The organism is Pseudomonas sp. YeP6b (assembly GCF_025642995.1).
GTDB lineage: Bacteria > Pseudomonadota > Gammaproteobacteria > Pseudomonadales > Pseudomonadaceae > Aquipseudomonas.
The window spans coordinates 3,465,359-3,486,179 of the sequence record NZ_CP080090.1; the positions used below are offsets into that span (position 1 = coordinate 3,465,359).

Here is a 20,821-nt window from a genome sequence, read left to right on the forward strand (position 1 = left end):
TCGAAGACGCTTATAACCGGCAGGAACGATTGCCTTGAAGTAGGCATGCGCACAACGACGGCGAGCCCTCCTACAGAGACCCAAAGATGATTTCGGATAAAAGCTTTTCTTCTCAATACTGTCCAGATGTTAGTTGGAGGGTGGCAAAAATAATGATTGCCCGACTGACGATTTGCTTCGTATGTATAACTTTAACTTTTTGGCTTTTTTCCATTGCGCTGCCTGAGCGTGCAATGGCAGCTGAAGCGTGTACGCCAACGGTAGTTGCAGTAAGCACTCAGACTATTAACATTGCTGCGCCAAGTGTTAATGGGCCTATATCAGCCGGGTCTGCAATAACTAATCTTAGTAGTGGGTCTTATTATAACCCGGTCTTCTCTGGTTGTCCGCCGAACACGTGGGCAAAGTCGTGGGTGCGCTCGGAAAACACATCGGTCAGCAAATGGAATGGATACTCAGTATATCCGACAGGCGTGCCGGGGATTGGTTATGCTTTAGATATCAGGGAGGCAAATTTTTGTTGCGATACCCCGACAAAGCTAACGGCAGATAAGGGAAGCGTAGGGCAAGTAATTAACTATGCGGGTTTCCCTGGTCAGATGGGATTTGTGGTCCGCGTAGCCTTTGTCGCTACAGCAAAGGTGAATCCAGGTGCATATAATATCCCAACTCAATATCTAGCAATTACGCGATCGAGAGATAGTAAGTCAGGTTCAATTGATGGTTCGCCGGGCGCTACAAGTGTGATATATCTGAGCGGCTTAAAAATTAGCGTCAAAGGCGCGACTTGTGACTTAGCAGCTGGCGATACTAACCGGGTGGTAAAACTCGATACTGTCAAGCCAGACTCATTTGTAAACAAAACCGCTGGCAGAATAGCGTTCGAGTTAACGGCGAATTGTCCCAGTGCCAGTAACGTGACATTCAAATTTACCGGCACACCCTCGCCAACGGATGCTTGGCGCTTTAAGAATACAGGCACATCCAGCGGCGTGGGTTTGTGGCTTTTTGATCGTGTTGGGGCTGATAAGACGATTACTGCCGACAGCAGCTCGAATACCCGAACTGTAGCAGTATCCGGGGGTAAAGCTGTACTGCCGGTCGGTGCCGCTTATTTCATTACCTCTGGCACCTCAGCGACCACAGGAACGTTGGCAACAGTGGTGACCGTCAATATCACTTATAATTAAATCCTCAATAATTAAAAGTCATATCTATATGAGGGAGTGGAATAAATGAAACCGGAATTAATTTTATTGGCGCTTTTTGTAATGAAGGGCAGTATCGGCACTGCCCTGGCGGCGACTACCGGAACGCTGACATTCCAAGGGCTGATCCAACCGGGTACGTGTAACTTAGCGGCGGGCGATGTAAACCGAACGATTATCCTTGATACCGTTAAGGTTTCTGATTTTGATGCTGTGCAATCGTTGGCACCGAAGTCGTTTGAGTTGACGGCAACCTGTGATTCAGATGTCAAAAATGTAACGTTTACTTTTTCTGGAACACCAGTGTCTGGGGATAGCTATCGCTTTGTTAACACTGGCAAGGCAACAGGCGTTTCTCTCTGGCTCCAGGACTCCACGCCAACCACTATTCGTGCCAATGGAACAGACAATAGAAGAACCGTAACGACTGTAAATGGTGTGGCGTTGATGGCGCTGCGGGCTTCTTATTTCAAGGCAGATACGGTTGTCACCGCTGGTACATTTATAAGTACTGTGACAGTGAATGTAACTTATAACTAAATGTCGCAAATGGCTGTTTTGAAAATTCGCCAAGTTTACGCTGGCTTCGTCATTATCCGATCTAAGGTGCGCGAGAGGGCGAAATCCGTGATTTTTCGTTGGGAGGCATGATGAACGTGCATCTACTTTTGCTTACAGCAGTATTATTCGGCTGCACAACCGTTACCGTCCAAGCGGCAACGACTGGAGCCTTTACGGTTGAGGGCTTGATTCAGAACAGTACCTGTGATCTGGCCGCTGGAGATGTTAATCGTACGGTGACCTTGGATCCGATTCCTGCTGCCTATTTCGATAAAGAGCAATCCTCCCCGAGAACATACTTTGATTTGACCGCTAACTGTGGCACTGGAATCAAAAACGTCGCCTTTGCCTTCTCTGGCGAGCCTGCCAAGGAAGATACATGGCGCTTCGCTAATACGGGGACCGCCAAGGGGATTGCCCTTCTTCTGATGTCAAACATTCAAGGTGAGTCGACTATCCGTGCAAACGGCTCGGACAGCGTTCGTACCATGCCGGTTGTAAACGGGATTGCCTTACTGCCGTTGGCTGCGGCCTATTGGAAGCTTTCCGCTGTTGGTCCTGGAGACCTGAAAAGCCGCGTTGTGGTCAACATAACGTATAACTGAATACCCGGCGCATTAAGGCTACGCGCCTTTCAGCCAGCATTGCTGGCAGCCGTGACAACAGAGCTGCTCCCTTCCTGTGAACTCATTCGGGCCAGATCGCCCGATTGAAAAAACCATGCGCCAACGAAAAAACTAAACTTTTCGGCCAGACTGACGATGCAATCCTTAAGAACTCAGGAGCGTCGTCATGAAAGTCATACGGTTTTTTGCAGGTGCGTTGGCATTTTCCTCAATGGTCGGCAATGTTTACTCAGCACCGGCTGCGCAAGGTGTGATCAGTATCACCGGGCGGGTGTTTGCAGCGGGTTGTGATGTTTCAGGAAGGCCGGGAGGCGTGATCGCGCTCGCAGACTGCCCATCAGCCAGCCGCGGCACCATTATTTCAGCGCGTAATGTTAAGCCAATTGCCAGCGTGGCTGCGCTGGAAGGAGCGGCGGCCGAAGTCAGGATCGTGCAGGACAGTGATCGGAACCAGCGCTATTACGATCAACAATATGTTTTGGTAAGCGAGGCAGGCACACCAATTGATTCGGGCACCTATCTGATTACGCTGGCGTCGCCATGAAAACGTAGTGAGGTCGTTACGCCGTTGCTGGCGAGCGCACATTCGCTAGCAACGCGAGGAGTCATTGCAAGAGCCTTGGGCTCATCACTTCATTGTCCTTAAAGGTATCTCGGGGAACCGCTCGCCAGAATTCCGGGAAGTATTCTTCACCGTCAACGACCGCCTTCACGGCGCTGATCAATTCTAAAAGTTCGCACTGCTTGCTGAGTACGCTCTGAACACCCATCTGCTGACAGTAACATGCCAGGTTGTAAGAGGGGTCGCCGGTATATACGACAACTTTAAGCGGAAGCTTTTTAGCATGGAGCTCGCTAATCAACGTCAAACCGTCAACCGTTGGGATATTAATGTCCATGATAATGACGGTTGGATGCAAAGAACGAATCAGCCTGAGCGCAACGGCTCCATCACCCACCTCCGCAACCACATCAAAATCGCTGTCGACAAGCATTAGTTTTATAGCCATTCGAACGGCGGGGTGATTGTCGACGATTAATACGCGCTCTTTCATCTGCTAACCAGTCTGGAGTTGTCTGTTCTGGAAGCATAATGCAACGGGAATGGATTGTGCGCGTGGTAGGTCGGCTAAAGCGAATTTTGGGACAAGTCTCAGGTCAAGTTGTATTCGGTAGCCTTATGTAGCGGCGATCTTGTTTCGACGGCATGCGCATCAACGTGCTTTTTGAGACAGGTCTTATAAGTATGCACAGCATTTTGATATATGGTTCCGGCCTGCCACAACGGCTTTCCCCAGCTCGCGCTCACTGTGTGAGGAGTATCACGATGCGTTATACAGAAGCCTCCTTTTGTAAAAACCGTGCAATGCGCAACGGGTTGGCAAGCCAGCTACAGGGTATGCCTCTGGGTACACCAGAGGAGCGTGACGCCCGCAGAACGGCCTACGAACATATGACGCCTGCGCAGCAGGCTTATGAAGACGCCTGTTGGGAGCAATCCAAGGCCCGCACCACCCGTGAAGTGAGCGCACCTTTAATGCACCAAAGGTAAATAGTCGTTGATTCCTTCGGCGGTAACTTTAGTAGTTTTCATTTTTTGAGACATGTCTTAACGCCTGCCATTGTTAAAACGCTTAGTGTGCATTCACTGGTTGCCGTTTAAACCTTGAGTGTTCTGAAGAGTGCGCATCATGCGCTAACCGAAACGTACGAATATTGATTGCCGATGACCAATGCGCACAGCGTAGCTCGTTGGAAAAGATACTGAATCGTTTAGGTTATTACCGTGTTGCCCCTGTGCAGTCGTTCAGTGAACTGATGACCCTGACGCATTACAGTTGCGAACCCCTTGAGCTATTTGATGTGCTGTTGATCAATATGGAATTGGTCCGGGCCGCGGGTGTCGATGTTGCCCGGTTCTGTCGCTGCAACCCTCAAGTTCGTAACGCTCTGGTGTATGGCGTTGCGGCTCGGGAAAGGAAGTGCTGTTGCTGATTATCGAAAAGTCATCGTCAACTCGCTTGGTGGCTGTCGCCGATGAGCAGTCGATAAGGCGCTTCATTGAGCACATCGATCCTGTTGGCGACTCGGCGCTTGCCGCGTTGGTGCCCTCCATTACCCCAAACCTTAAAGCAAAAAACCGTGGTGATTGAACGTTTTAAAGTCGAACTCAGAGATCAATAAAGACCGGGTTCACCTCATTTTTACTGTCTGGAATACCTTATGAATATTCAACGTGTGTCTTCCCGCGCGCGGGCATCCACCTGCCTGATTATCCTGGCTGGCGCTTTAAGTGCCTGCGCCAGTACGCCAATTCCCGATCAGCAGATATCGCTGTCCAAGGACGCGGTCAGCCGAGCGGTGTCCGCTGAGGCAACGCAATACGCACCACTTGAAATGAAAATCGCCCAGGACAAGATGTTTCTGATGGAGCGCGCCATTGGCGAGCGTGATTACGTCACGGCGAAAAGCTTGGCAGAACAGATTGAGGTGGACGCCAGTCTGGCAGAGCGCAAGGCCCAGACCGTAAAAGCGCAACGTCAACTGAGTGATGCGTACAACGGTATTCAGGTACTGAAGAAAGAAATGTTGCAGGCCCCAAACACTGGCTTTGCCCCACCGTCCGGCGCGGAATAAGGAATTGACTATGCGTACTTCGATTTTACTGCCTGCTGTTTGCGGGCTGAGCCTGATCCTTGCCGGTTGCGCCACGCCGCCGGAAAACCCCAATCTGGTCCAGGCTCGTCAGCAGTTCAGCGACCTGCAAAACAAGCCGGAGTCCAGCACCCTGGCGGCGATCGAAACCAAAGACGCGTTCCTAGCGCTGAATAAAGCGGATCAGGCCTCGCTCAAAGACCGTAAGGCACCGCAGATCAATCAATTGGCCTACCTGGCCAGCCAGAAAGTAGCTTTCGCCGAGCAGACAATCCTGGGTCGTGAGGCTGAGGCAGGCCTGAAGAAAATTGACACCGAGCGTACTCAGGTACAACTCGACGTGCGGACCCAGCAACTCCAGGCGTTGCAAGCGCTGAACGCCAAAAAAACCGATCGCGGCGAAGTGGTGACGTTTGGCGACGTGCTGTTCGACACCGGTAAGGCGGAGCTCAAGTACAACAGCCAAAACACTATCGGGCAATTGGCGCAATACCTGGCGGATAACCCGGAGCGCAAGGTGCGCATCGAAGGCTTTACCGACAACGTAGGCGGGGATGTATTGAACCAGCGCTTGTCTGAACAGCGCGCCGATGCGGTCGAGAATGCCCTGATAAAAATGGGTGTTGATGCCCGTCGTCTGACTACCCAAGGGTATGGCAAGCAGTTCCCGGTGGCCGACAACGCCAGTGCACAATCTCGACAGTTGAATCGTCGGGTGGAAGTGATTATTTCCTACGGTTCAGCGGCCGTTGGAACGCGTAACTAAATAAGCGTCGGGCCCGGTCACGGGCCCGACGTGTTACTGAAATTTTTGCTGCGAATAATTTTTACCCCAGGCCTTCTGTGTTCACCGGACTTCAAACCGCCCCTGTGGCAAGCCTGCGCGTGTCATCACCCTCCGGTGGTAAGCACATTATTGCCGAAGGCGACGAAGGTGTTGCCTCGCCTTAGGCGTTGAGCACGCAGAGCTCAGCGTGCCAGATTAAAAGTTTGCTGGGGGGCCGTTCTCGTTATGTTCTCGTCAACGTTGTTAGGCCAGGCTGGCAATGGATCCGCGAATCAGTCATGAGCTTGTTACAACCTATAAGACCTACCTTTTTGAATGCATAGACCCATCAGAACTTAGCTCAGAGATTTCAAATGCTTGATCTTCTCTAGCCGCCCTTACACTGGGTTTTCGGGCTGCTTTGGTTCAGTGGCTGCGTGCAACGAATGCAGTGCGAGCGTCAGGCTCTGTTCGAAAAAATTTGGGTGTTTTTTTCGAAGGTGCAAGAGCTGTTTTCTACAAGGAGGTGGTACCGAGAAAGGCTACAAATTTCAAGGGAGCGTAATACCCAATGAATAATCGAATAATAATCGTCGACGATCATCCCGCTATCTGTTTGGCCGTCAGATTGCTGCTGGCCAGTGAAGGCTATGACGTGGTGGCGGAGGTAAACAATGGAGCGGACGCACTACGATTGGTTGAAGAGTTGAACCCCGCAATCATGGTTCTGGATATCGGTATCCCGGTCGTCGATGGGTTTACCGTTATTCGCAGAGTCGTGGCCAAAGACCTCCCCGTAAAAATCGTCGTATTGACAGGCTTACCCTCCGGCCACTTGGTGACGCGTTGCCGGCAATTAGGTGCGCACGGCTTTGTAAATAAACAAAATGAGCTGGGCGAATTGGTACATGCCATCCGGGCTGTTCGCAGCCAACACAAATACTTTCCGGATTTACGCATTCCCCCGCGGGGACAACGCCACGAGCTAGGTGAGCATGGTTTGATTGAGCTTTTATCGAACCGCGAGTTTGGCATCATGCAACAACTGCTACAGGACATGAGCAACAAAGAAATAGCGGGGCATTTGCTATTGAGTCAAAAGACAGTGAGTACCTACAAGGCCCGTCTTTTGCGCAAGCTTAATCTGCGATCGGTCGTCGATTTATTCGAGTTTGCAAAACGTAACGGCCTGGGTTGATCGCCGTATGACGCGCCGGCTTGAGCGTTTGTAGGTGGTTACCTGAAGCCGACCTCTGCACATCTTTGTCTCATTATAGCTGCCGCGTCGGTTAGGAACGCCATCAGCGAAATCCTCCCCGTTTTGATGGATACCAGTCGATTTTGCGTCAATACGCCGGTGCCGGCCTAATGGCTACAAGGCAATCGCTGACACCTCCTGATCGGCAATTTGAGACGGTTCTCATAGTGTCGCTAAACGCATAGCTCGACCATTCAAGCCTCTCTGCTCACGCAAAGGCTTGCAAATTATGGTTCTGGTTAAAAAAGCGATGGCGGTAGCTATCAGTTCCGCATTGTCAGTGATGACACTCTCCGTGCCGGCTGCTCGGGCTGATGATTATGAAAAAATCGATATCAGCTCAGAGCACCGCGAATCCCGCACGATTGATAACGCGCACGTTGTGATGACGGGCAGCGGCGCCGCTGTGCATGTCAGCGGCGCGCAGAACCAACTGCAGGGCGACGGCTACGACGTGCATGCCACTGCGGCCAGCAAGAAAGACGCGGTGATAGGGCTGCACGTTGAGGCGGGAGGCAGTGCCGTGTTGAGTAATGTCAACATCGCCACAGCAGGGTCGGACCGGGCCGATGCCGTGGTGGTGACCGGTGCGAATAGCAGAATTTCGCTGAACAATCTACAGATCGTCACCGAGGGGGCCACGAGCCGTGGCGTGGTGGCTACGAAGGGCGGGCAGGCGATATTGTCCGGTGGTTCGATCAGCACCTCGGGCTATGCAGCAGAAGCGCTTTCGGCCAGTGGTGCAGGCTCGCGTATCGATGCCTCGAACATGACACTCACCAACAGCTCGACCAGCAATGGCACCGTGGTTCGCGCCGCCGACGGCGCCTCTATCGCGCTCGACAAGGTGGCGGTCAACGCACAGGGCAACATGGAGGCCATTGCCGTCGAAGGCAGCGGTTCGTCCCTCACTGCCAAGGGCGTCAACCTTACGGCAGCCGGCGGGGTGGGTGTGCGAGTCAGCAGCGCAGCGTTCACGTTCAGTGATGGCAGCATCACTGCCGAGGGCGATGGCGTCTTGCTCAGCCGTGTGTCGAAGGACCCTGGCGGCATGGCTAAAATCAGCAACAGCGACATCCTTTCCAAGGATGGCTACGGCGTTAACGTCAATGCCGATGCTGCAACCGCCAGCCTGGATACCGTACGCATCACGACCCTGGGCAACTATGGCTCAGGCATCTGGCTGCCAGGCAAGGGCAGCCAGGCACATCTTAAAAACACGCAGATCGAGACGTTCGGCAGTCAAGCCACAGGCATCGATAACCGCGCGGGTCAGGCAACCATCAACGGTGGGAGCACCATCACCCATGGCAGCAGTTCCCACGCCCTGTATGCCTCGGCCGATACCAGCGGTAGCCCAGGCGCAGCGTTCGATGTGAAGGGGGCTCAGGTAGAAACCTTCGGCCGCAGCGCGATGGGCGCCGTGGCGCGATTGTCCGGGGCAGAGATCACCATCCGTGACAGCCAAGTGGTCACTCATGGCGCATCATCCACTGGCTTGTTCGCTTCCGGACGTGGGGCCAGTGTGACGTTTATCGACTCCGACTTGCTGACTGAAGGTGAGTCGGCCCATGGCTTGGCCGTCAGCAACAATGGCACGGGCCAGCTTCAGGGGGCGAACGTTAAAACCCTCGGCGACAATGCGCATGGCGTCAACAGCTATGCCACCAGTGCCGATGTGGTCAACAACATCGAGGTCAACTCCAGCCAGATCGAAACGCAGAACGGCGTGGGCATTCTGGTCAGTGGCGGGGGCCTGAATACACGTTTGACCGACAGCCACCTGCTGGCCCGCACGGCCGGCGAGCCAGGCATCGCGCTGCGGGTCACCGATAACGAGAACGGGGTACTCGCGCAGAACGTGCAAGTGGATTCCGTACGCTCGCAGATTGCAGGCGACGTCGTGGTCGACGCCGGTACCTTGCACCTGAACCTGAACGATCATTCGGCACTGGAGGGCGCGATCAAGGACAACGCGCAGAGTGCCCAACTGGCCATCGACAAAACCAGTGCCTGGACGCTCACTGCGGACTCAACCGTCAGCCACTTGGCTAATGCCGGCGTAGTGGAATTCGCAGATCCAGGCCTTGCGGGGGCCTTTAAACAATTGAGCGTTGCCGGCGACCTTACCGGCAACGGGCGATACATCATGAACACCAACCTGGGCTTGCAAGCAGGTGATCGACTGCTGGTGGGCGGGCAGATCATGGGGCAAAACCAGATTCTGGTGCGTAACTCTGGCGGTGAGCCCGACGCCGCTGGCCGAAGCCTCAGACTGGTAGAAAGTGCAGGGGGGCCGGGCTCCTTTAGCCTGGCCAACACTGGAGCCGTGGTGGACGCCGGCACCTTTCGTTATGCGCTTCAAGCCGGTGTCAAGCCTGGCAGCTGGGATCTGGTCAACGTCGGGCAGACGCCTGGCCCCGGTCCCGGTCCTGGCCCAGTGCCCGGTCCTGAAAACCTGTCCACCGGCGCCAACGCAGCCATCAATAGCAGCGCCATCGCCACCTTGCGTGGCACTTGGGACGCCGAGCGCGCGACGCTGGTGCAGCGCGTCGGAGAACTGCGCGAGGGCTCGGGCGGTGAAGGTGTCTGGGTTCGCGGGTTCGGTCAGCAGCAGTCCCTGGACAACGGCGTGGGCCGTGATTTTTCGCAACAGGTCCAGGGCACGCAAGTGGGCATCGACATGCGCATATCCAAAGGCGAAGGCGTACTCGTGGTTGGCGGTCTTGCCGGCTATAGCCAGACCAACCGGAACTTCAAGGGGGAGGGCAACGGCACGCTCGACAGTTACCATGTGGGCGCGTATGCCACCTACCTGGATGATACGGGCTGGTACGTCGACAACGTGCTCACGCTCAACCGGTGGGACACTCGGCTTGATGTGATTGGCACCGATGGCATCAAAGTCTCCGGTCATTCGCGCAGCCAGGGTGCCGGTGGCTCGGTCGAGCTCGGCAAGCAGATCCGCCTGCAGGAGGGCTGGTTTGTCGAACCTCAGGTGCAGGTCTCTCTGCTCTACGTGGCAGCAGACAGTTACCGCCTCGACAACGGCCTGAAGGTTGACGCGGGGGACGGTGTATCGACGCAGATGCGAGCCGGTGCGCGCACCGGGCGCAAGCTGGTGCTGGACAACGGCATGCACCTGCAACCTTACCTCAAGGCAGGCTGGGTCGAAGACTTCTCGGCCCAGAACACCATCAAGACCAACGGCATCAGTAGCCATCCCGATGGCAGCGGCGGCGGCTGGTACGCCGGTGCAGGCCTGACCGGCGAGCTGGATCGCCGGCAGCAAGTGTTTGCCGACGTGGAAACCAGCCAAGGCTCGAGTATTGATCGGCCATGGGCGGTGAACGTGGGTTATCGATTTAGTTGGTGATACCGCTTTTGGGACAAGTCTCATTATTCTGTGGCTTGCGTTGATTCATAATTTTTCACGTTAGAGCACTAAGCGTTAAGCGGGTCGAAAAGCTAGTTTGCACTCAACACGCGTGAAGAAATAACGATCTGCCATTGATTTTTTTGTCATGACACAAATAAAACACACGCTATGCGCCGGTGGGCACTTTTCACTTGAAAAGAGAATTTCCGTCTTGCGTATACCTGTGCGCGGTGCACTAGAGCTGTATCAGATGTACCAGTCAGGGGCTTCCTGAATAAACTTGAATATACTTGAATAAAGGGAATATATAGATGAAGAAACTTAACGCATTGTCAGCTTGCGCCTTGGCTGTGCTCGCAACCACCTCCCTTAGCGCGCTGGCAGACTCGGTAGATGTAAAAGTAATCGGTACTATCACCCCTGCTTCGTGCAAACCAACTTTAGCGGGTGGCGGTGTCGTTGACTAGGGCAGTATCAGTCCGGACTCGCTGTCGGATACTGCTTACACCGTACTACCGGTAAAAACAGTCGCATTGAGCATTATCTGCGATGCGCCTGCGAAAGTAGCGCTGAAGCCGGTGAACGGACGCCCGAACTCGCTGGCAGGTGCAACAGAAGGTGTTTCTGGTGCCGGGTATTCACCGGTAGCACTTTTGGGTTTCCCTCTTGTAAGCGCTGTAGGCTTGGGACTTGATGGCACGAGTAAAATTGGGGGCTATGCACTGGGTACTGAAACAGCAACCACGACTGCAGATGGCGTTGCTGTGGATGCTATTCAAAAATGGGATGCGGGTGGAAGCGATACTTGGGGTCTGCGACAGAAGGCCAGCCTCATTGCTTCTGATTATATGAATACTTCGTGGGCCAAGACAGGAACGCTGGTACCTATAGCCTTCAAAACCCTGAATGCCCAAATTAGTGTTCAGGCTTATATCAATAAGAAGACAGAGTTGGACACCAGCAAGCCAATCGCGCTGGACGGTTTGACTACGTTGGAACTGGTTTATTTGTAATCTCGTTATTAAGCCGGGGTTGTAAACCCGGCTTTTCCTGAATGTAATTCTGACTAGGTTCTTCGACGCCGTTCAATCTTATTGAGCAGCGCTGTCGTATCGGTAACCCCTATGAAACGTTCCTTCTTACTCAATGCAGGAGCCGCAGCCCTTTGGTTGGCTTCTGCTGGTGCTTACGCTACCGGCATGATTCCCGAAACATCCGTGGTTATTGTTGAGCAAGGTGACGGTGAAGGCGCCATCAATGTTGAAAACTCCGATGCTTTCCCGGTGTTGATGCTGACTACGTTAATTAACACCTCGGATGATCCGGAAAATCTTCTGATTGTGACCCCGCCAGCAGCGCGCGTAGAGCCGGGTAAAACTCAGCGCGTGCGTTTCATCATGGCTACAAAGGAGCCACTAAAGACTGAACGCCTTAAACGCGTGACGTTCGACGGTTTGCCTCCTCAGCAAATGGGCAAGAATGAAGTGCGGACTACCCTTCGCCAGAACTTGCCAGTGATCATTCGCCCGGCTGGACTGGAGAAAGACCTTGCTCCTTGGAAACACTTGGTGTGGAAAGCCAGCGGCAGCACTCTTACGGTCAGCAACCCATCACCTTATGTTGTGCGTCTGGGGGCAGGTGTACAGACACTGCCTGACAACACTCAATGGCTCCTGCCCAATACTTATGTTCTGCCGGGGCAAACCATAAACGTCACGCTGAGTGGCGACAAAAAACCGGGCGTAGCCCAGCAAGTGCGTATTTCCCCGGCCACTACGTGGGGTTATTCGGTCGACACCTACGACGCGACATTAAGTCGATAAGGAAGGTACCGGTGTCACAGTTGTACGGCCAGACGATCCCAAAGTATTTTTCCCGCTCTGTGCTTTCCCTTGCGTTGTTCTCAAGCGCTTTGGGCATGCCAAAAGCGCTGGCGGCGCAAGACCCTGTCAACTCACTTGAAACCGAGTTTGATACTCAAGCAATCAAGTCCCGAGGCGTCGACCCTTCGCTTGCCGCGCTATTTCGTAACGCACCACGCTTCTTGTCGGGCAAGAACTCAGTGGTGTTAACGGTCAACGGTAGAGGGCGAGGGAAGATCGACGCCCGGTTTAATGAAAACGGACAGTTGTGTGCCGACCAGGCATTTCAAAGGAAGGCCGGGCTCAGATCACCGCCGGGCTTTAGTGAAGCGATTGACTGTTTTGATCTGAAAACGGCGTGGCCACAAACGGAACTCAGTCTTGACCCGGGAGCCGGTCGGGTCGACCTGGTATTGCCGATGCAGGCCGTTGCCAGCCCTGGCTCGGAAGCAGAAAGCTGGAATCACGGCGGCGTTGCCGGGATGTTTAACTATGACGCCCAATATATGGACTCTGCCGGTACCGATGCAGATTTGAACTTCATGCAGTTGGGCAGCGAGGCCGGGGTGAATATCAATGACTGGATCATTCGCAGCCGCCAGACTTTCACGCGCTTTGAGGGCGAGTCCAGGTTGCAACATCAGGCGGCTTACGCGCAGCGCAGTTTTGCCGGGTCGAAGCAGGTGCTGCAGGCGGGACAGGTGAGCCTTTCCAACTCGATGTTTGGTACTGGCCAGGTCTTGGGGTTTCAAGTGTTTCCCGAAGATGCCTTGCAGGGCAATCTTGGTGGCCCTGCGTTGGTGGAGGGGATTGCCGATACCCAGTCGGTGGTAGAGGTACGCCAATCTGGCGTGTTAGTGCACAGTACGACGGTGCCGGCAGGTCCCTTTCGCCTGCAAGGGTTCTCGCTGCTCAACACCCGCTCGGATCTGGAGGTCACCCTTACCGGCAGCAATGGTGAGAAACGCCGTTTTATCGTTCCGGCGTCCACCTTGCTACTTAATGGTAATGCCGTGGCGCCGGGCCTTTCTTTCGGAGTAGGCAAGCTTGATCAGGAAGGCACCAGCGAGTCCCCGTTGCTCGGCACCATCGCCAATGGTTGGGTGCTTAACCCCAAGACCACTATCAATGCCGGCGTGCTGGGCTCCAGCCCTTATCGTGCAGGAGCCATCGGCTTGGATACGCAGCCTTGGGACTCCACGTTGTTGTCACTTCGGGGCACTCTGTCCAACGATGTCAGGCACGGTTTCCAGGGAACGTCATTTACTGCCTCGTTGAGCCACACTCTGAGCGAGCGGGTGAGTGTCAGCGCTAACGCCAGCCAGCAAACCGATGGGTATCGTGAGCTAAGCTATGCCCTGCTCGATGACGACTATGAGACTACCGTGCAGCGCAGTTTGAAACAGATTGGCGTGGGTATTAACTGGTCGACACAGTCCCTCGGGACGCTTTCGCTTTCGATGGCACGTAGCACCGATTTTAATGGCGAAAACACGAACTACGTGCGTGGCGGTTGGAGCAAGCAGTTTGGCCAGGTCTACCTGGGCGCCAGCCTGGAGCATGACACTGGCACCTCAACCACCGATGCAGACAGCCGTTTTTACCTGACCGTCAATATTCCGTTTGGCAGCCGCAGCGTCAGCAGCTATGTCAATACGGCCAAAAGCAGTAGCCGGGCGGGGGTACGTTACACCGATCGCTCCAGTCAGGACCGCGGATGGAGCTTGGCGAGCGAACAGGATTTTCTTAATCACCGCACCTCAACCAGTGCGAGCATGGACATGGTTACGCCAGCCAGCCAGCTTAGCGGTAGCCTGAGCCACGACTCTGATGACTACACCACTTGGTCGGCGCGAGCGGCGGGAGCCGTAGTGGCGCACGACCATGGATTTACCCTTTCGCCTTATCGTGTAGGTGAGACATTCGGAGTTGCCAAAGTGGGTGAGGAGGGCGGCGTGAAACTTGACACCCCGTCGGGTCCAACGTGGACCGATGATAGCGGCTACGCCGTGGTACCGACGCTCAGCGGTTACAAACGCTCCTCCGTTCAAGTGGACACGCGCAGCCTGGCAAAAAATGTCGATATTGCTAACGCCTATCAGGAAACGGAAGCTGCTCGCGGATCGGTGAACTACGTCAACTTTGAGGTGGTGCGCACTCGCCGTGTACTGGTGGATGTAAAGGATGCTCAAGGTAATGCTCTACCGCGCGGAGCCAGCGTATTTGACGGCGCCGGTAACTTTGTCACCGTGGTGGGTGAAAACGGCAGCGTGTTTGTTCCCGATGCCGGCCAAGGCAAACTTATCGTTCAAAATTCCGGCAAGACCCTTTGCACCTTTATGCTCACGTTACCGAAAAAGGCCGATGCAAACGAGCTGTACGAAACCGCCAATGCACAATGTCGTTAACCGGAGTCGCTGATGAATAGGTTCTTGCCCCTTTTGTTCCTACTGGTGATGCCCCTCGCCCAAGCGGCTGCGCCAGCCAACGGCGGTACCAGCAAATTGCAGTTCAATCTACCTGTGGATGCCCGGTGCAAACTCTCATTGGGCAGCCACGTTATTGACTACGGGACAATGTCGCGCGGGCAATTGCAGGATACGACGCAGGGACGCAACACGCTCACTCCCGGCAAGCGCACGATGATCTTAAGCGCGGTTTGCCCTTACTCCCAAAGTATGCGTTTCGCCCTGCGTGGCGACCGCTCGGCCACCGGTAATTTGCGCTATGGCGATCAGGGCAGCATGACGGTACGAATATCGGAGGCGCAGTTGGACGGGCAAAGCGTTCAGGTGGTTTCTACCAGTCTAGAAGGTATTGTCAGCGGGGCCGCAAGCGACACACGGCTGCTGCAACCAGGGCAAATCTTCGCGCCAATTGCGAACGGCCGTTTGGCCAAAGGTAAGGCATTTACCGCACGCCTAGAGATCGAGCCAGTGCTGCCGGAAGCGGAGACACGTGTCTCCGCACGCCAAAGCAGTGAAGCAACGCTGACGCTTGAGCTAATGAATTGACTCACCAGTTGTACGAGATATTGACGGTTACTGTACTTATCAGGGTGCCACTGGGAACCGGCCCCAAAGATTGTTGAAGTAAGCGGCGCCCAGGGGCAGAACGGCTGTGCCATTGGAGGCGGCAACCGTCCGAGTATCGTTGTCGCCGTTGGCCGTGATGGTCTGTTCCTGGCCAGCGATTCGCGAGTAGAGCGATAGGGTGATCGCCTTGACTGTGCCTGTGTTGGCAAAGCGCCACATTGACACCTTCATCAACGGCACTTATTTACGTCTACGCAAAGACGCGTCAGCTAGGCAGGACTACGACCCACACTGATAGGTGGTGTCGCTAGCCACGGTCAAGACAGTGGACTTTATCGTGCTCGGCCCAAAAGCTGACCAGCAGTTTGTGCTGTCCCATCAATAACTGCTGAGCATGGAAAAGTTTGTCACCGATGCCGTCGCGTAAGATTTGTTTTTTGAGACGGGTCTTATATGGCGCGCACGGCGACTTCGGATACTTTGCCGAACACATTAAGCCCTGAGTGTTCAGCCATGACACCTCAATTCCTGTCCGGTAAGCCATTGCGAATTCTCATCGCCGATCAGTATTGCGCGCAGCGCGAAGCGATTGAGAGAGACCTCAGTAAACTGGGCTATTGGCGGGTTGCGCCGGTGGATTGCTTCGAGGATCTGATCACACTGACTCATTACAGCCCCAACGCATTCGAACGTTTTGACTTGGTGGTCATCAGTGCAGAATTGCTGTTGAATGCCGGGATCAACGCCCTTGATTTTTGCCGGGATAATCCGCGTTTGCGCCATGTACTGATCTATGATCCCTCGCGTGAGGAGCGAATTCCCAAGACCTTCAGTGAGCGTTCGGCGCAGCGGGTACGGGTGATCCGCATGATCGACCGCAGGCAGTTGATGGACTTTCTTTCGCTGATTGATCCCGCTTTCGATTTGCTGCCGGCAAAGGTAGGCTGACGAGAGGTGAAGGGATTTCGGGAACCGTTTCGATCCGTATATGTTTGGGTTTGAGCAAGATAAGACAAATAGAGAGAATGGGATGAAACACAACCTGCAAACTGCTCGGGACCTTATCTCGGCTCTCGAGTTGGAAGCGCATGAAGAAGGCGGTTACTACCGCAGAACCTTTGAGTCCGGGCGCTACGTCACGGCCGAGACAGAGGAGGGGGGTCAACGTCATTTGATGACTTCTATTTATTACTTGCTGACTCAGGAGTCACCGGTTGGTTTCTTTCACCTGAACCACTCCGACATTGTGCATTACTACCATCTAGGCGATGCCATTGAATACAGCCTTATCTATCCAGACGGCACATTGCAGACGCGGGTGATGGGCAGTGATGTGGCTAGCGGCCAACTTTTACAGCTGCGTGTGCCGGGCGGCATCTGGAAGGCTTCGAAAATCAGCAAGGGGGCCGCAGGTTACGGGCTGATCAGTGAGGCGGTTTCACCTGGATTCGATTATGCCGATATGAAAATGAGTGATCGGCAGAAGCTCACTGCGCAGTTTCCTCAGCACTCGGCCTTGATTGAAAAGATGACGCAAGCATAGGGCTCAGACTCGTGCAGGGAGGTCGTTCAAATAGCGCACTGCTGCACGAATTCCCTTTACCCCCGCCGCCCTTATTCCTCTCAATCGCATTGCTCTCCAGTGGAATGCTGCGAGCGCTTTTTGAGAAATTCCCTGCATCTGGCACCGCAACAGCCTGGCGGGTTTATTGTTATCGGCAGGCGTGCTGCTAACAGACGTTTCAATGTCCGCCTGGTACCGAAAGTTAGTGCATGCCCCCCTGAAACCGAATAGCACGCCATACGAAATAAGCTTGCTAACGTCAGTAAAAACGGTTTGGAGGTATGGGCAATGAAAGTGTTTTTTGTTTTGAAATACCTGTTCCTGGCAGTCGGCATCGCTCTGTTGATCGGTGCAGTATTTTTCTATAAAAGCTCCAGCGACTTTCTACTGAGTGCTGTTGCAACGCGAGGCACGATCATTGGCTTGATGCAACACAAGCATGACGATTCAGTCAGTTATCACCCCGTTGTGAGCTTCACCACAGAGGGCGGCCGGTCAGTCGAATTCACTTCCTCCCAGCAAGGTAATGCGTCCGCGTATCTCATTGGGAGCTCGGTCGGCGTGCTGTATTCGCCGGCCAATGCAGACGAGGCAAGAATCAAGGGCTTTTTTGCTATTTGGGGTCTAACCCTGCTGCTGGCGTCGCTGGGGGCGTTGTTCGTGTCTGTGGGTACTGCGGCTATTTTAACGGCTGTAGGGGACGCTCGTAAAAAACCATGGCCGGTACAATCCAGCGTTTTAAAACCCATGAAATAAGGGTGTTGGGATCACGTATTTCGCACCTATGTGCGTGTCGACATGCCGCACGCGTCGAATGCGCCGGAGCATGACGAGTAGGTCGTAGCCACCTTGATTCGCGTCCAGGTGTGTCGATGCGTCGCCCGTCATGCCGTTCTGCGTTAGGGTGTCTTGCAGCATAAACTCTCAATGGAAGTCATCCTATGGCCCCAATAAAGACATGCATTTTTGCTCTGGCTATGTTCATAACCTGCACGGCTTTTGCAGCAGGCCAGCCTGCGAAAAATTACATTTACTTCCCCAGCCGCGAAGCAGGTGGTTCAAATATCAGGTCGGACAAGGCTTTGTCCGACCCGCGTTTTAGCGGGGCGCAAATTGTCTATACCTGGCGCAGCCTGGAGCCGGTCAAAGACGAATACGATTTTTCCGCGATCAAGCAGGACATCGCCTATTTAGGGACTCTTAATAAGAAACTCTGGATACAACTGCAGGAAAAGTCCTTCCAGCCTAATTTAAAAAACGTGCCGGATTATCTTTTACTCGATCCAACCTACAAGGGTGGCGTACTGAAACAGAGCATGCTTTCGGCTCCGGAGCGCGACCCTGACAAAGCAGTGACGGATGACGAATATGGTTGGTCAGCAAAGATGTGGGAGAAACCAGTGCGTGATCGTTTCCAAAAGTTGATTGCTGCATTAGGGAAGGAACTGGATGGGCAAATCGAAGGGATAAATCTAAGCGAGAGTTCAATCGAAATCGGCGTCGAACAGCCAGACGGCACCACCGTCTTTCCAAAGGATTTTGACCCCAAGGCCTATGTAGGTGCGATTAACTCGAATATGCAAGCACTGAGCCGCGCGTTCAAGAAATCGACGCCAATGGTTTACCTGAATTTCCTGCCCGGCGAGTGGCTTCCCTGGCAGGACAAGGGCTACATGCAAAGCTTATTCGCCGAAGCGAAGAGACTGAAAATGGGAGTGGGGGGGCCAGATTTGATGCCTTACCGCAAAAGCCACATGGCACAGACCTACGGATTCTTTAAGGCGTATCCGGATACTTTAGTGAAAGGGATGGCAGTCCAAGAGGGGAACCTGCGCCAAATCAACCCTAAGACAGGAAAGAAAAACACGGTTACCGACATTATCGATTTTTCCCAAAATTATCTCGGGTTGGATTACATATTCTGGGTTGAGGATGAACCGTACTTTACTAACGAGGTGCTGCAGCAATTGCCGCACTAAGTGTGGAGGCTCGCGTTTGAAATGCTGCCCTTAAAGCCAGCGTAAGGATGATACGCATGATCGTGGGGAGGCTCGCGCCGCGAGCGCTTCCCGAACGCAAGAGCGCCCAGCTGCTTATGCATTGGCAGCAAGAGGTTTTCAAGTGATACAGGACTTTCCGGTTTCCCAGTTTATTGTTTTTTTTTTGAGACAGGTCTTACATAGAACACCGGTTTGCTTCGGATAACTTGCTAAACATATCGATCCCGCTGAGTCTGGTTAAACCACTTCTGCTCTGTGTTGCTCCTCTGCCAGACAACAACCAGATACCGCCCATTTCGCCCCTACGCTTGGCGCGATCTCGCGCTAATAGATTGCCGTGTCATGAGTTATTCGCTCACGCCGGCAGCAGGACGATAACGACGCACACTGAGGTGCTATCCAGAACCAGTACTCACTCAAACACGGTAAGGCCCAATCGTATTGAAATAGCAAAGCCGTAGAGAAATGCCGGCTGTGTGGCGGCAAGGAGTGGTCTATGTCCCGAGTCTTTTTTAACGAAATGTATGATGCGAGTGGCGGTTGCCGGCCGCATTACCAAGCCTTCGAGCATTGGTTGGCAGACACACCTCTGGAGTTGTTGGATCAGCGTCGCCGCGAAGCTGACCTGTTGTTTCACCGCGCAGGCATCACCTTCACTTTATATGGGGACGAGCAGGGCACCGAGCGTCTGATTCCGTTCGACATCATTCCCCGGAGTATCAAGGCCAGCGAATGGAAGATGGTTGAACGTGGCTGCATTCAGCGGGTTCAGGCCTTGAACATGTTCCTGGCCGACATCTATCACGAACAACGGATTCTCAAGGAAGGCATCATTCCCGCCGAGCAGGTCCTGGCGAACGAAGGGTATCAGATGGCCATGCAGGGCCTGAATTTGCACCGGGGTATCTATGCCCATATTGCCGGCGTGGACCTGGTCCGTGATGGTGATGGCAGTTACTACGTGCTGGAGGACAACCTGCGTACCCCGAGCGGTGTCAGCTACATGCTGGAAAACCGCAAGATGATGATGCGTCTGTTCCCCGAACTCTTTGCTGCCCAGCGCGTGGCGGCCATTGATCATTACTCGAACGTGCTGCTCGACACCCTGAAAAGTTCATGTCCACTGGACAACCCCACGACGGTGGTACTCACGCCCGGTCGTTTCAACAGTGCGTACTTTGAACATGCGTTTCTGGCGCGTGAAATGGGTGTAGAGCTGGTGGAAGGTGCAGATCTGTTCGTGCGCGATGACCATGTTTACATGCGCACCACCTTCGGCCCCAGGAAGGTGGATGTCATCTATCGCCGCCTGGACGATGAGTATCTTGATCCGCTGACGTTCAACCCCGATTCGATGCTCGGCGTGCCCGGTCTGATTGCCGCCTACCGCTCAGGCAACGTGGTACTGGCGAACGCGGTAGGCACCGGCGTGGCGGACGACAAGTCGATCTACCCGTATGTGGGCGACATGATTCGCTTCTACCTCAGTGAAGAGCCGATCCTCAAAAATGTGCCGACCTGGCAGTGCCGCAAACCCGCAGAGTTGTCCCACGTATTGGCCCATCTGCCGGAGTTGGTGGTCAAGGAAACCCAGGGCTCCGGCGGCTACGGCATGTTGGTAGGGCCGGCGGCCACTGCAGAACAAATCGAAGACTTCCGTGCGCGCCTCAAGGCGAGACCCGAGGCTTATATCGCTCAACCGACGCTGTGCCTGTCCACGTGCCCGACCTTTGTCGAAAGTGGTATCGCCCCCCTTCATATCGACCTGCGCCCCTATGTATTGTCGGGTAAGGAAACTCGGCTGGTGCCCGGCGGCCTTACGCGGGTTGCGCTGCGCGAAGGCTCATTGGTGGTGAATTCGTCCCAGGGCGGTGGCACCAAAGATACTTGGGTCGTGGAGGATTAAG

General features: G+C 54.1%; 21 protein-coding genes. 20 read left to right on the top strand and 1 reads right to left on the bottom strand.

Annotated features, from left to right (window positions below; translation table 11 throughout):
• The first annotated feature begins 86 nt into the window (after window positions 1–86).
• The 4 genes from KZH41_RS15370 to KZH41_RS15385 all read left to right on the top strand — a co-directional run bounded on the left by KZH41_RS15370 (window position 87) and on the right by KZH41_RS15385 (window position 2,939).
• Window positions 87–1,190 (top strand): fimbrial protein, encoded by a 1,104-nt coding sequence (locus KZH41_RS15370; RefSeq protein WP_263272823.1) that lies wholly within the window; start codon window positions 87–89, stop codon window positions 1,188–1,190.
• A 45-nt stretch (window positions 1,191–1,235) separates the two neighbouring features.
• Window positions 1,236–1,748: a fimbrial protein gene (locus KZH41_RS15375; RefSeq protein WP_263272825.1), complete on the top strand. Its 513-nt coding sequence runs from the start codon at window positions 1,236–1,238 to the stop codon at window positions 1,746–1,748.
• A gap of 110 nt (window positions 1,749–1,858) precedes the next feature.
• A complete protein-coding gene (locus KZH41_RS15380) occupies window positions 1,859–2,374 on the top strand; it encodes a fimbrial protein (RefSeq protein ID WP_263272826.1) in 516 nt (171 codons plus the stop codon).
• Between the two features lie 187 nt (window positions 2,375–2,561).
• On the top strand, window positions 2,562–2,939 hold the full coding sequence (locus KZH41_RS15385; protein ID WP_263272827.1) for a type 1 fimbrial protein: 378 nt from the start codon (window positions 2,562–2,564) through the stop codon (window positions 2,937–2,939).
• A gap of 61 nt (window positions 2,940–3,000) precedes the next feature.
• Here KZH41_RS15385 and KZH41_RS15390 read toward each other — a convergent pair whose 3' ends face one another.
• A complete protein-coding gene (locus tag KZH41_RS15390; protein WP_263272829.1) occupies window positions 3,001–3,450 on the bottom strand; it encodes a response regulator transcription factor in 450 nt (149 codons plus the stop codon).
• 272 nt (window positions 3,451–3,722) lie between these two features.
• Between KZH41_RS15390 and KZH41_RS15395 the strand changes: the two genes are divergently transcribed.
• The 16 genes from KZH41_RS15395 to KZH41_RS15465 all read left to right on the top strand — a co-directional run bounded on the left by KZH41_RS15395 (window position 3,723) and on the right by KZH41_RS15465 (window position 20,820).
• Window positions 3,723–3,947, top strand: a complete 225-nt coding sequence (locus tag KZH41_RS15395) for a hypothetical protein (RefSeq protein WP_263272831.1) — start codon at window positions 3,723–3,725, stop codon at window positions 3,945–3,947.
• Between the two features lie 436 nt (window positions 3,948–4,383).
• Window positions 4,384–4,548 (top strand): hypothetical protein, encoded by a 165-nt coding sequence (locus tag KZH41_RS15400; RefSeq protein WP_263272833.1) that lies wholly within the window; start codon window positions 4,384–4,386, stop codon window positions 4,546–4,548.
• Between the two features lie 70 nt (window positions 4,549–4,618).
• Window positions 4,619–5,032 carry a DUF4398 domain-containing protein gene (locus KZH41_RS15405; RefSeq protein WP_263272834.1) on the top strand — a complete coding sequence of 138 codons (414 nt, stop codon included), beginning with the start codon at window positions 4,619–4,621 and terminating at the stop codon, window positions 5,030–5,032.
• A gap of 10 nt (window positions 5,033–5,042) precedes the next feature.
• The gene (locus KZH41_RS15410) at window positions 5,043–5,816 is read left to right on the top strand and encodes an OmpA family protein (protein ID WP_263272836.1); all 774 of its coding nucleotides are present in this window, start codon (window positions 5,043–5,045) and stop codon (window positions 5,814–5,816) included.
• Window positions 5,817–6,387: 571 nt separating this feature from the next.
• The gene (locus KZH41_RS15415) at window positions 6,388–7,014 is read left to right on the top strand and encodes a response regulator transcription factor (RefSeq protein ID WP_263272838.1); all 627 of its coding nucleotides are present in this window, start codon (window positions 6,388–6,390) and stop codon (window positions 7,012–7,014) included.
• 289 nt (window positions 7,015–7,303) lie between these two features.
• Window positions 7,304–10,450, top strand: coding sequence for an autotransporter outer membrane beta-barrel domain-containing protein (locus KZH41_RS15420; RefSeq protein ID WP_263272839.1), 3,147 nt, complete (start codon window positions 7,304–7,306; stop codon window positions 10,448–10,450).
• Between the two features lie 314 nt (window positions 10,451–10,764).
• Window positions 10,765–10,920: a DUF1120 domain-containing protein gene (locus KZH41_RS30470; protein WP_412548771.1), complete on the top strand. Its 156-nt coding sequence runs from the start codon at window positions 10,765–10,767 to the stop codon at window positions 10,918–10,920.
• A gap of 66 nt (window positions 10,921–10,986) precedes the next feature.
• On the top strand, window positions 10,987–11,466 hold the full coding sequence (locus KZH41_RS15425) for a hypothetical protein (RefSeq protein WP_263272841.1): 480 nt from the start codon (window positions 10,987–10,989) through the stop codon (window positions 11,464–11,466).
• Window positions 11,467–11,577: 111 nt separating this feature from the next.
• Window positions 11,578–12,276, top strand: coding sequence for a fimbria/pilus chaperone family protein (locus KZH41_RS15430; protein WP_263272843.1), 699 nt, complete (start codon window positions 11,578–11,580; stop codon window positions 12,274–12,276).
• An 11-nt stretch (window positions 12,277–12,287) separates the two neighbouring features.
• On the top strand, window positions 12,288–14,723 hold the full coding sequence (locus tag KZH41_RS15435; protein ID WP_263272845.1) for a fimbria/pilus outer membrane usher protein: 2,436 nt from the start codon (window positions 12,288–12,290) through the stop codon (window positions 14,721–14,723).
• Window positions 14,724–14,735: 12 nt separating this feature from the next.
• Window positions 14,736–15,329, top strand: a complete 594-nt coding sequence (locus KZH41_RS15440) for a fimbrial protein (protein ID WP_263272847.1) — start codon at window positions 14,736–14,738, stop codon at window positions 15,327–15,329.
• A 474-nt stretch (window positions 15,330–15,803) separates the two neighbouring features.
• The gene (locus KZH41_RS15445; RefSeq protein ID WP_263272849.1) at window positions 15,804–16,298 is read left to right on the top strand and encodes a hypothetical protein; all 495 of its coding nucleotides are present in this window, start codon (window positions 15,804–15,806) and stop codon (window positions 16,296–16,298) included.
• An 82-nt stretch (window positions 16,299–16,380) separates the two neighbouring features.
• A complete protein-coding gene (locus tag KZH41_RS15450) occupies window positions 16,381–16,893 on the top strand; it encodes a cupin domain-containing protein (RefSeq protein ID WP_263272851.1) in 513 nt (170 codons plus the stop codon).
• A 309-nt stretch (window positions 16,894–17,202) separates the two neighbouring features.
• Window positions 17,203–17,670 carry a DUF3592 domain-containing protein gene (locus KZH41_RS15455; RefSeq protein ID WP_263272853.1) on the top strand — a complete coding sequence of 156 codons (468 nt, stop codon included), beginning with the start codon at window positions 17,203–17,205 and terminating at the stop codon, window positions 17,668–17,670.
• A gap of 185 nt (window positions 17,671–17,855) precedes the next feature.
• Window positions 17,856–18,893 (top strand): hypothetical protein, encoded by a 1,038-nt coding sequence (locus KZH41_RS15460; RefSeq protein ID WP_263272855.1) that lies wholly within the window; start codon window positions 17,856–17,858, stop codon window positions 18,891–18,893.
• A 517-nt stretch (window positions 18,894–19,410) separates the two neighbouring features.
• Window positions 19,411–20,820, top strand: a complete 1,410-nt coding sequence (locus KZH41_RS15465; RefSeq protein WP_263272857.1) for a circularly permuted type 2 ATP-grasp protein — start codon at window positions 19,411–19,413, stop codon at window positions 20,818–20,820.
• Window position 20,821 lies beyond the last annotated feature (1 nt).

Coding starts and splice junctions, on each gene's coding strand:
- KZH41_RS15465 (WP_263272857.1), top strand. CDS start 19,411: ATGTCCCGAGTCTTTTTTAACGAAATGTATGATGCGAGTGGCGGTTGC.
- KZH41_RS15380 (WP_263272826.1), top strand. CDS start 1,859: ATGAACGTGCATCTACTTTTGCTTACAGCAGTATTATTCGGCTGCACA.
- KZH41_RS15415 (WP_263272838.1), top strand. CDS start 6,388: ATGAATAATCGAATAATAATCGTCGACGATCATCCCGCTATCTGTTTG.
- KZH41_RS15455 (WP_263272853.1), top strand. CDS start 17,203: ATGAAAGTGTTTTTTGTTTTGAAATACCTGTTCCTGGCAGTCGGCATC.
- KZH41_RS15410 (WP_263272836.1), top strand. CDS start 5,043: ATGCGTACTTCGATTTTACTGCCTGCTGTTTGCGGGCTGAGCCTGATC.
- KZH41_RS15385 (WP_263272827.1), top strand. CDS start 2,562: ATGAAAGTCATACGGTTTTTTGCAGGTGCGTTGGCATTTTCCTCAATG.
- KZH41_RS15420 (WP_263272839.1), top strand. CDS start 7,304: ATGGTTCTGGTTAAAAAAGCGATGGCGGTAGCTATCAGTTCCGCATTG.
- KZH41_RS15445 (WP_263272849.1), top strand. CDS start 15,804: ATGGCGCGCACGGCGACTTCGGATACTTTGCCGAACACATTAAGCCCT.
- KZH41_RS15405 (WP_263272834.1), top strand. CDS start 4,619: ATGAATATTCAACGTGTGTCTTCCCGCGCGCGGGCATCCACCTGCCTG.
- KZH41_RS15370 (WP_263272823.1), top strand. CDS start 87: ATGATTTCGGATAAAAGCTTTTCTTCTCAATACTGTCCAGATGTTAGT.
- KZH41_RS15460 (WP_263272855.1), top strand. CDS start 17,856: ATGGCCCCAATAAAGACATGCATTTTTGCTCTGGCTATGTTCATAACC.
- KZH41_RS15390 (WP_263272829.1), bottom strand. CDS start 3,450: ATGAAAGAGCGCGTATTAATCGTCGACAATCACCCCGCCGTTCGAATG.
- KZH41_RS30470 (WP_412548771.1), top strand. CDS start 10,765: ATGAAGAAACTTAACGCATTGTCAGCTTGCGCCTTGGCTGTGCTCGCA.
- KZH41_RS15450 (WP_263272851.1), top strand. CDS start 16,381: ATGAAACACAACCTGCAAACTGCTCGGGACCTTATCTCGGCTCTCGAG.
- KZH41_RS15375 (WP_263272825.1), top strand. CDS start 1,236: ATGAAACCGGAATTAATTTTATTGGCGCTTTTTGTAATGAAGGGCAGT.
- KZH41_RS15395 (WP_263272831.1), top strand. CDS start 3,723: ATGCGTTATACAGAAGCCTCCTTTTGTAAAAACCGTGCAATGCGCAAC.
- KZH41_RS15440 (WP_263272847.1), top strand. CDS start 14,736: ATGAATAGGTTCTTGCCCCTTTTGTTCCTACTGGTGATGCCCCTCGCC.
- KZH41_RS15430 (WP_263272843.1), top strand. CDS start 11,578: ATGAAACGTTCCTTCTTACTCAATGCAGGAGCCGCAGCCCTTTGGTTG.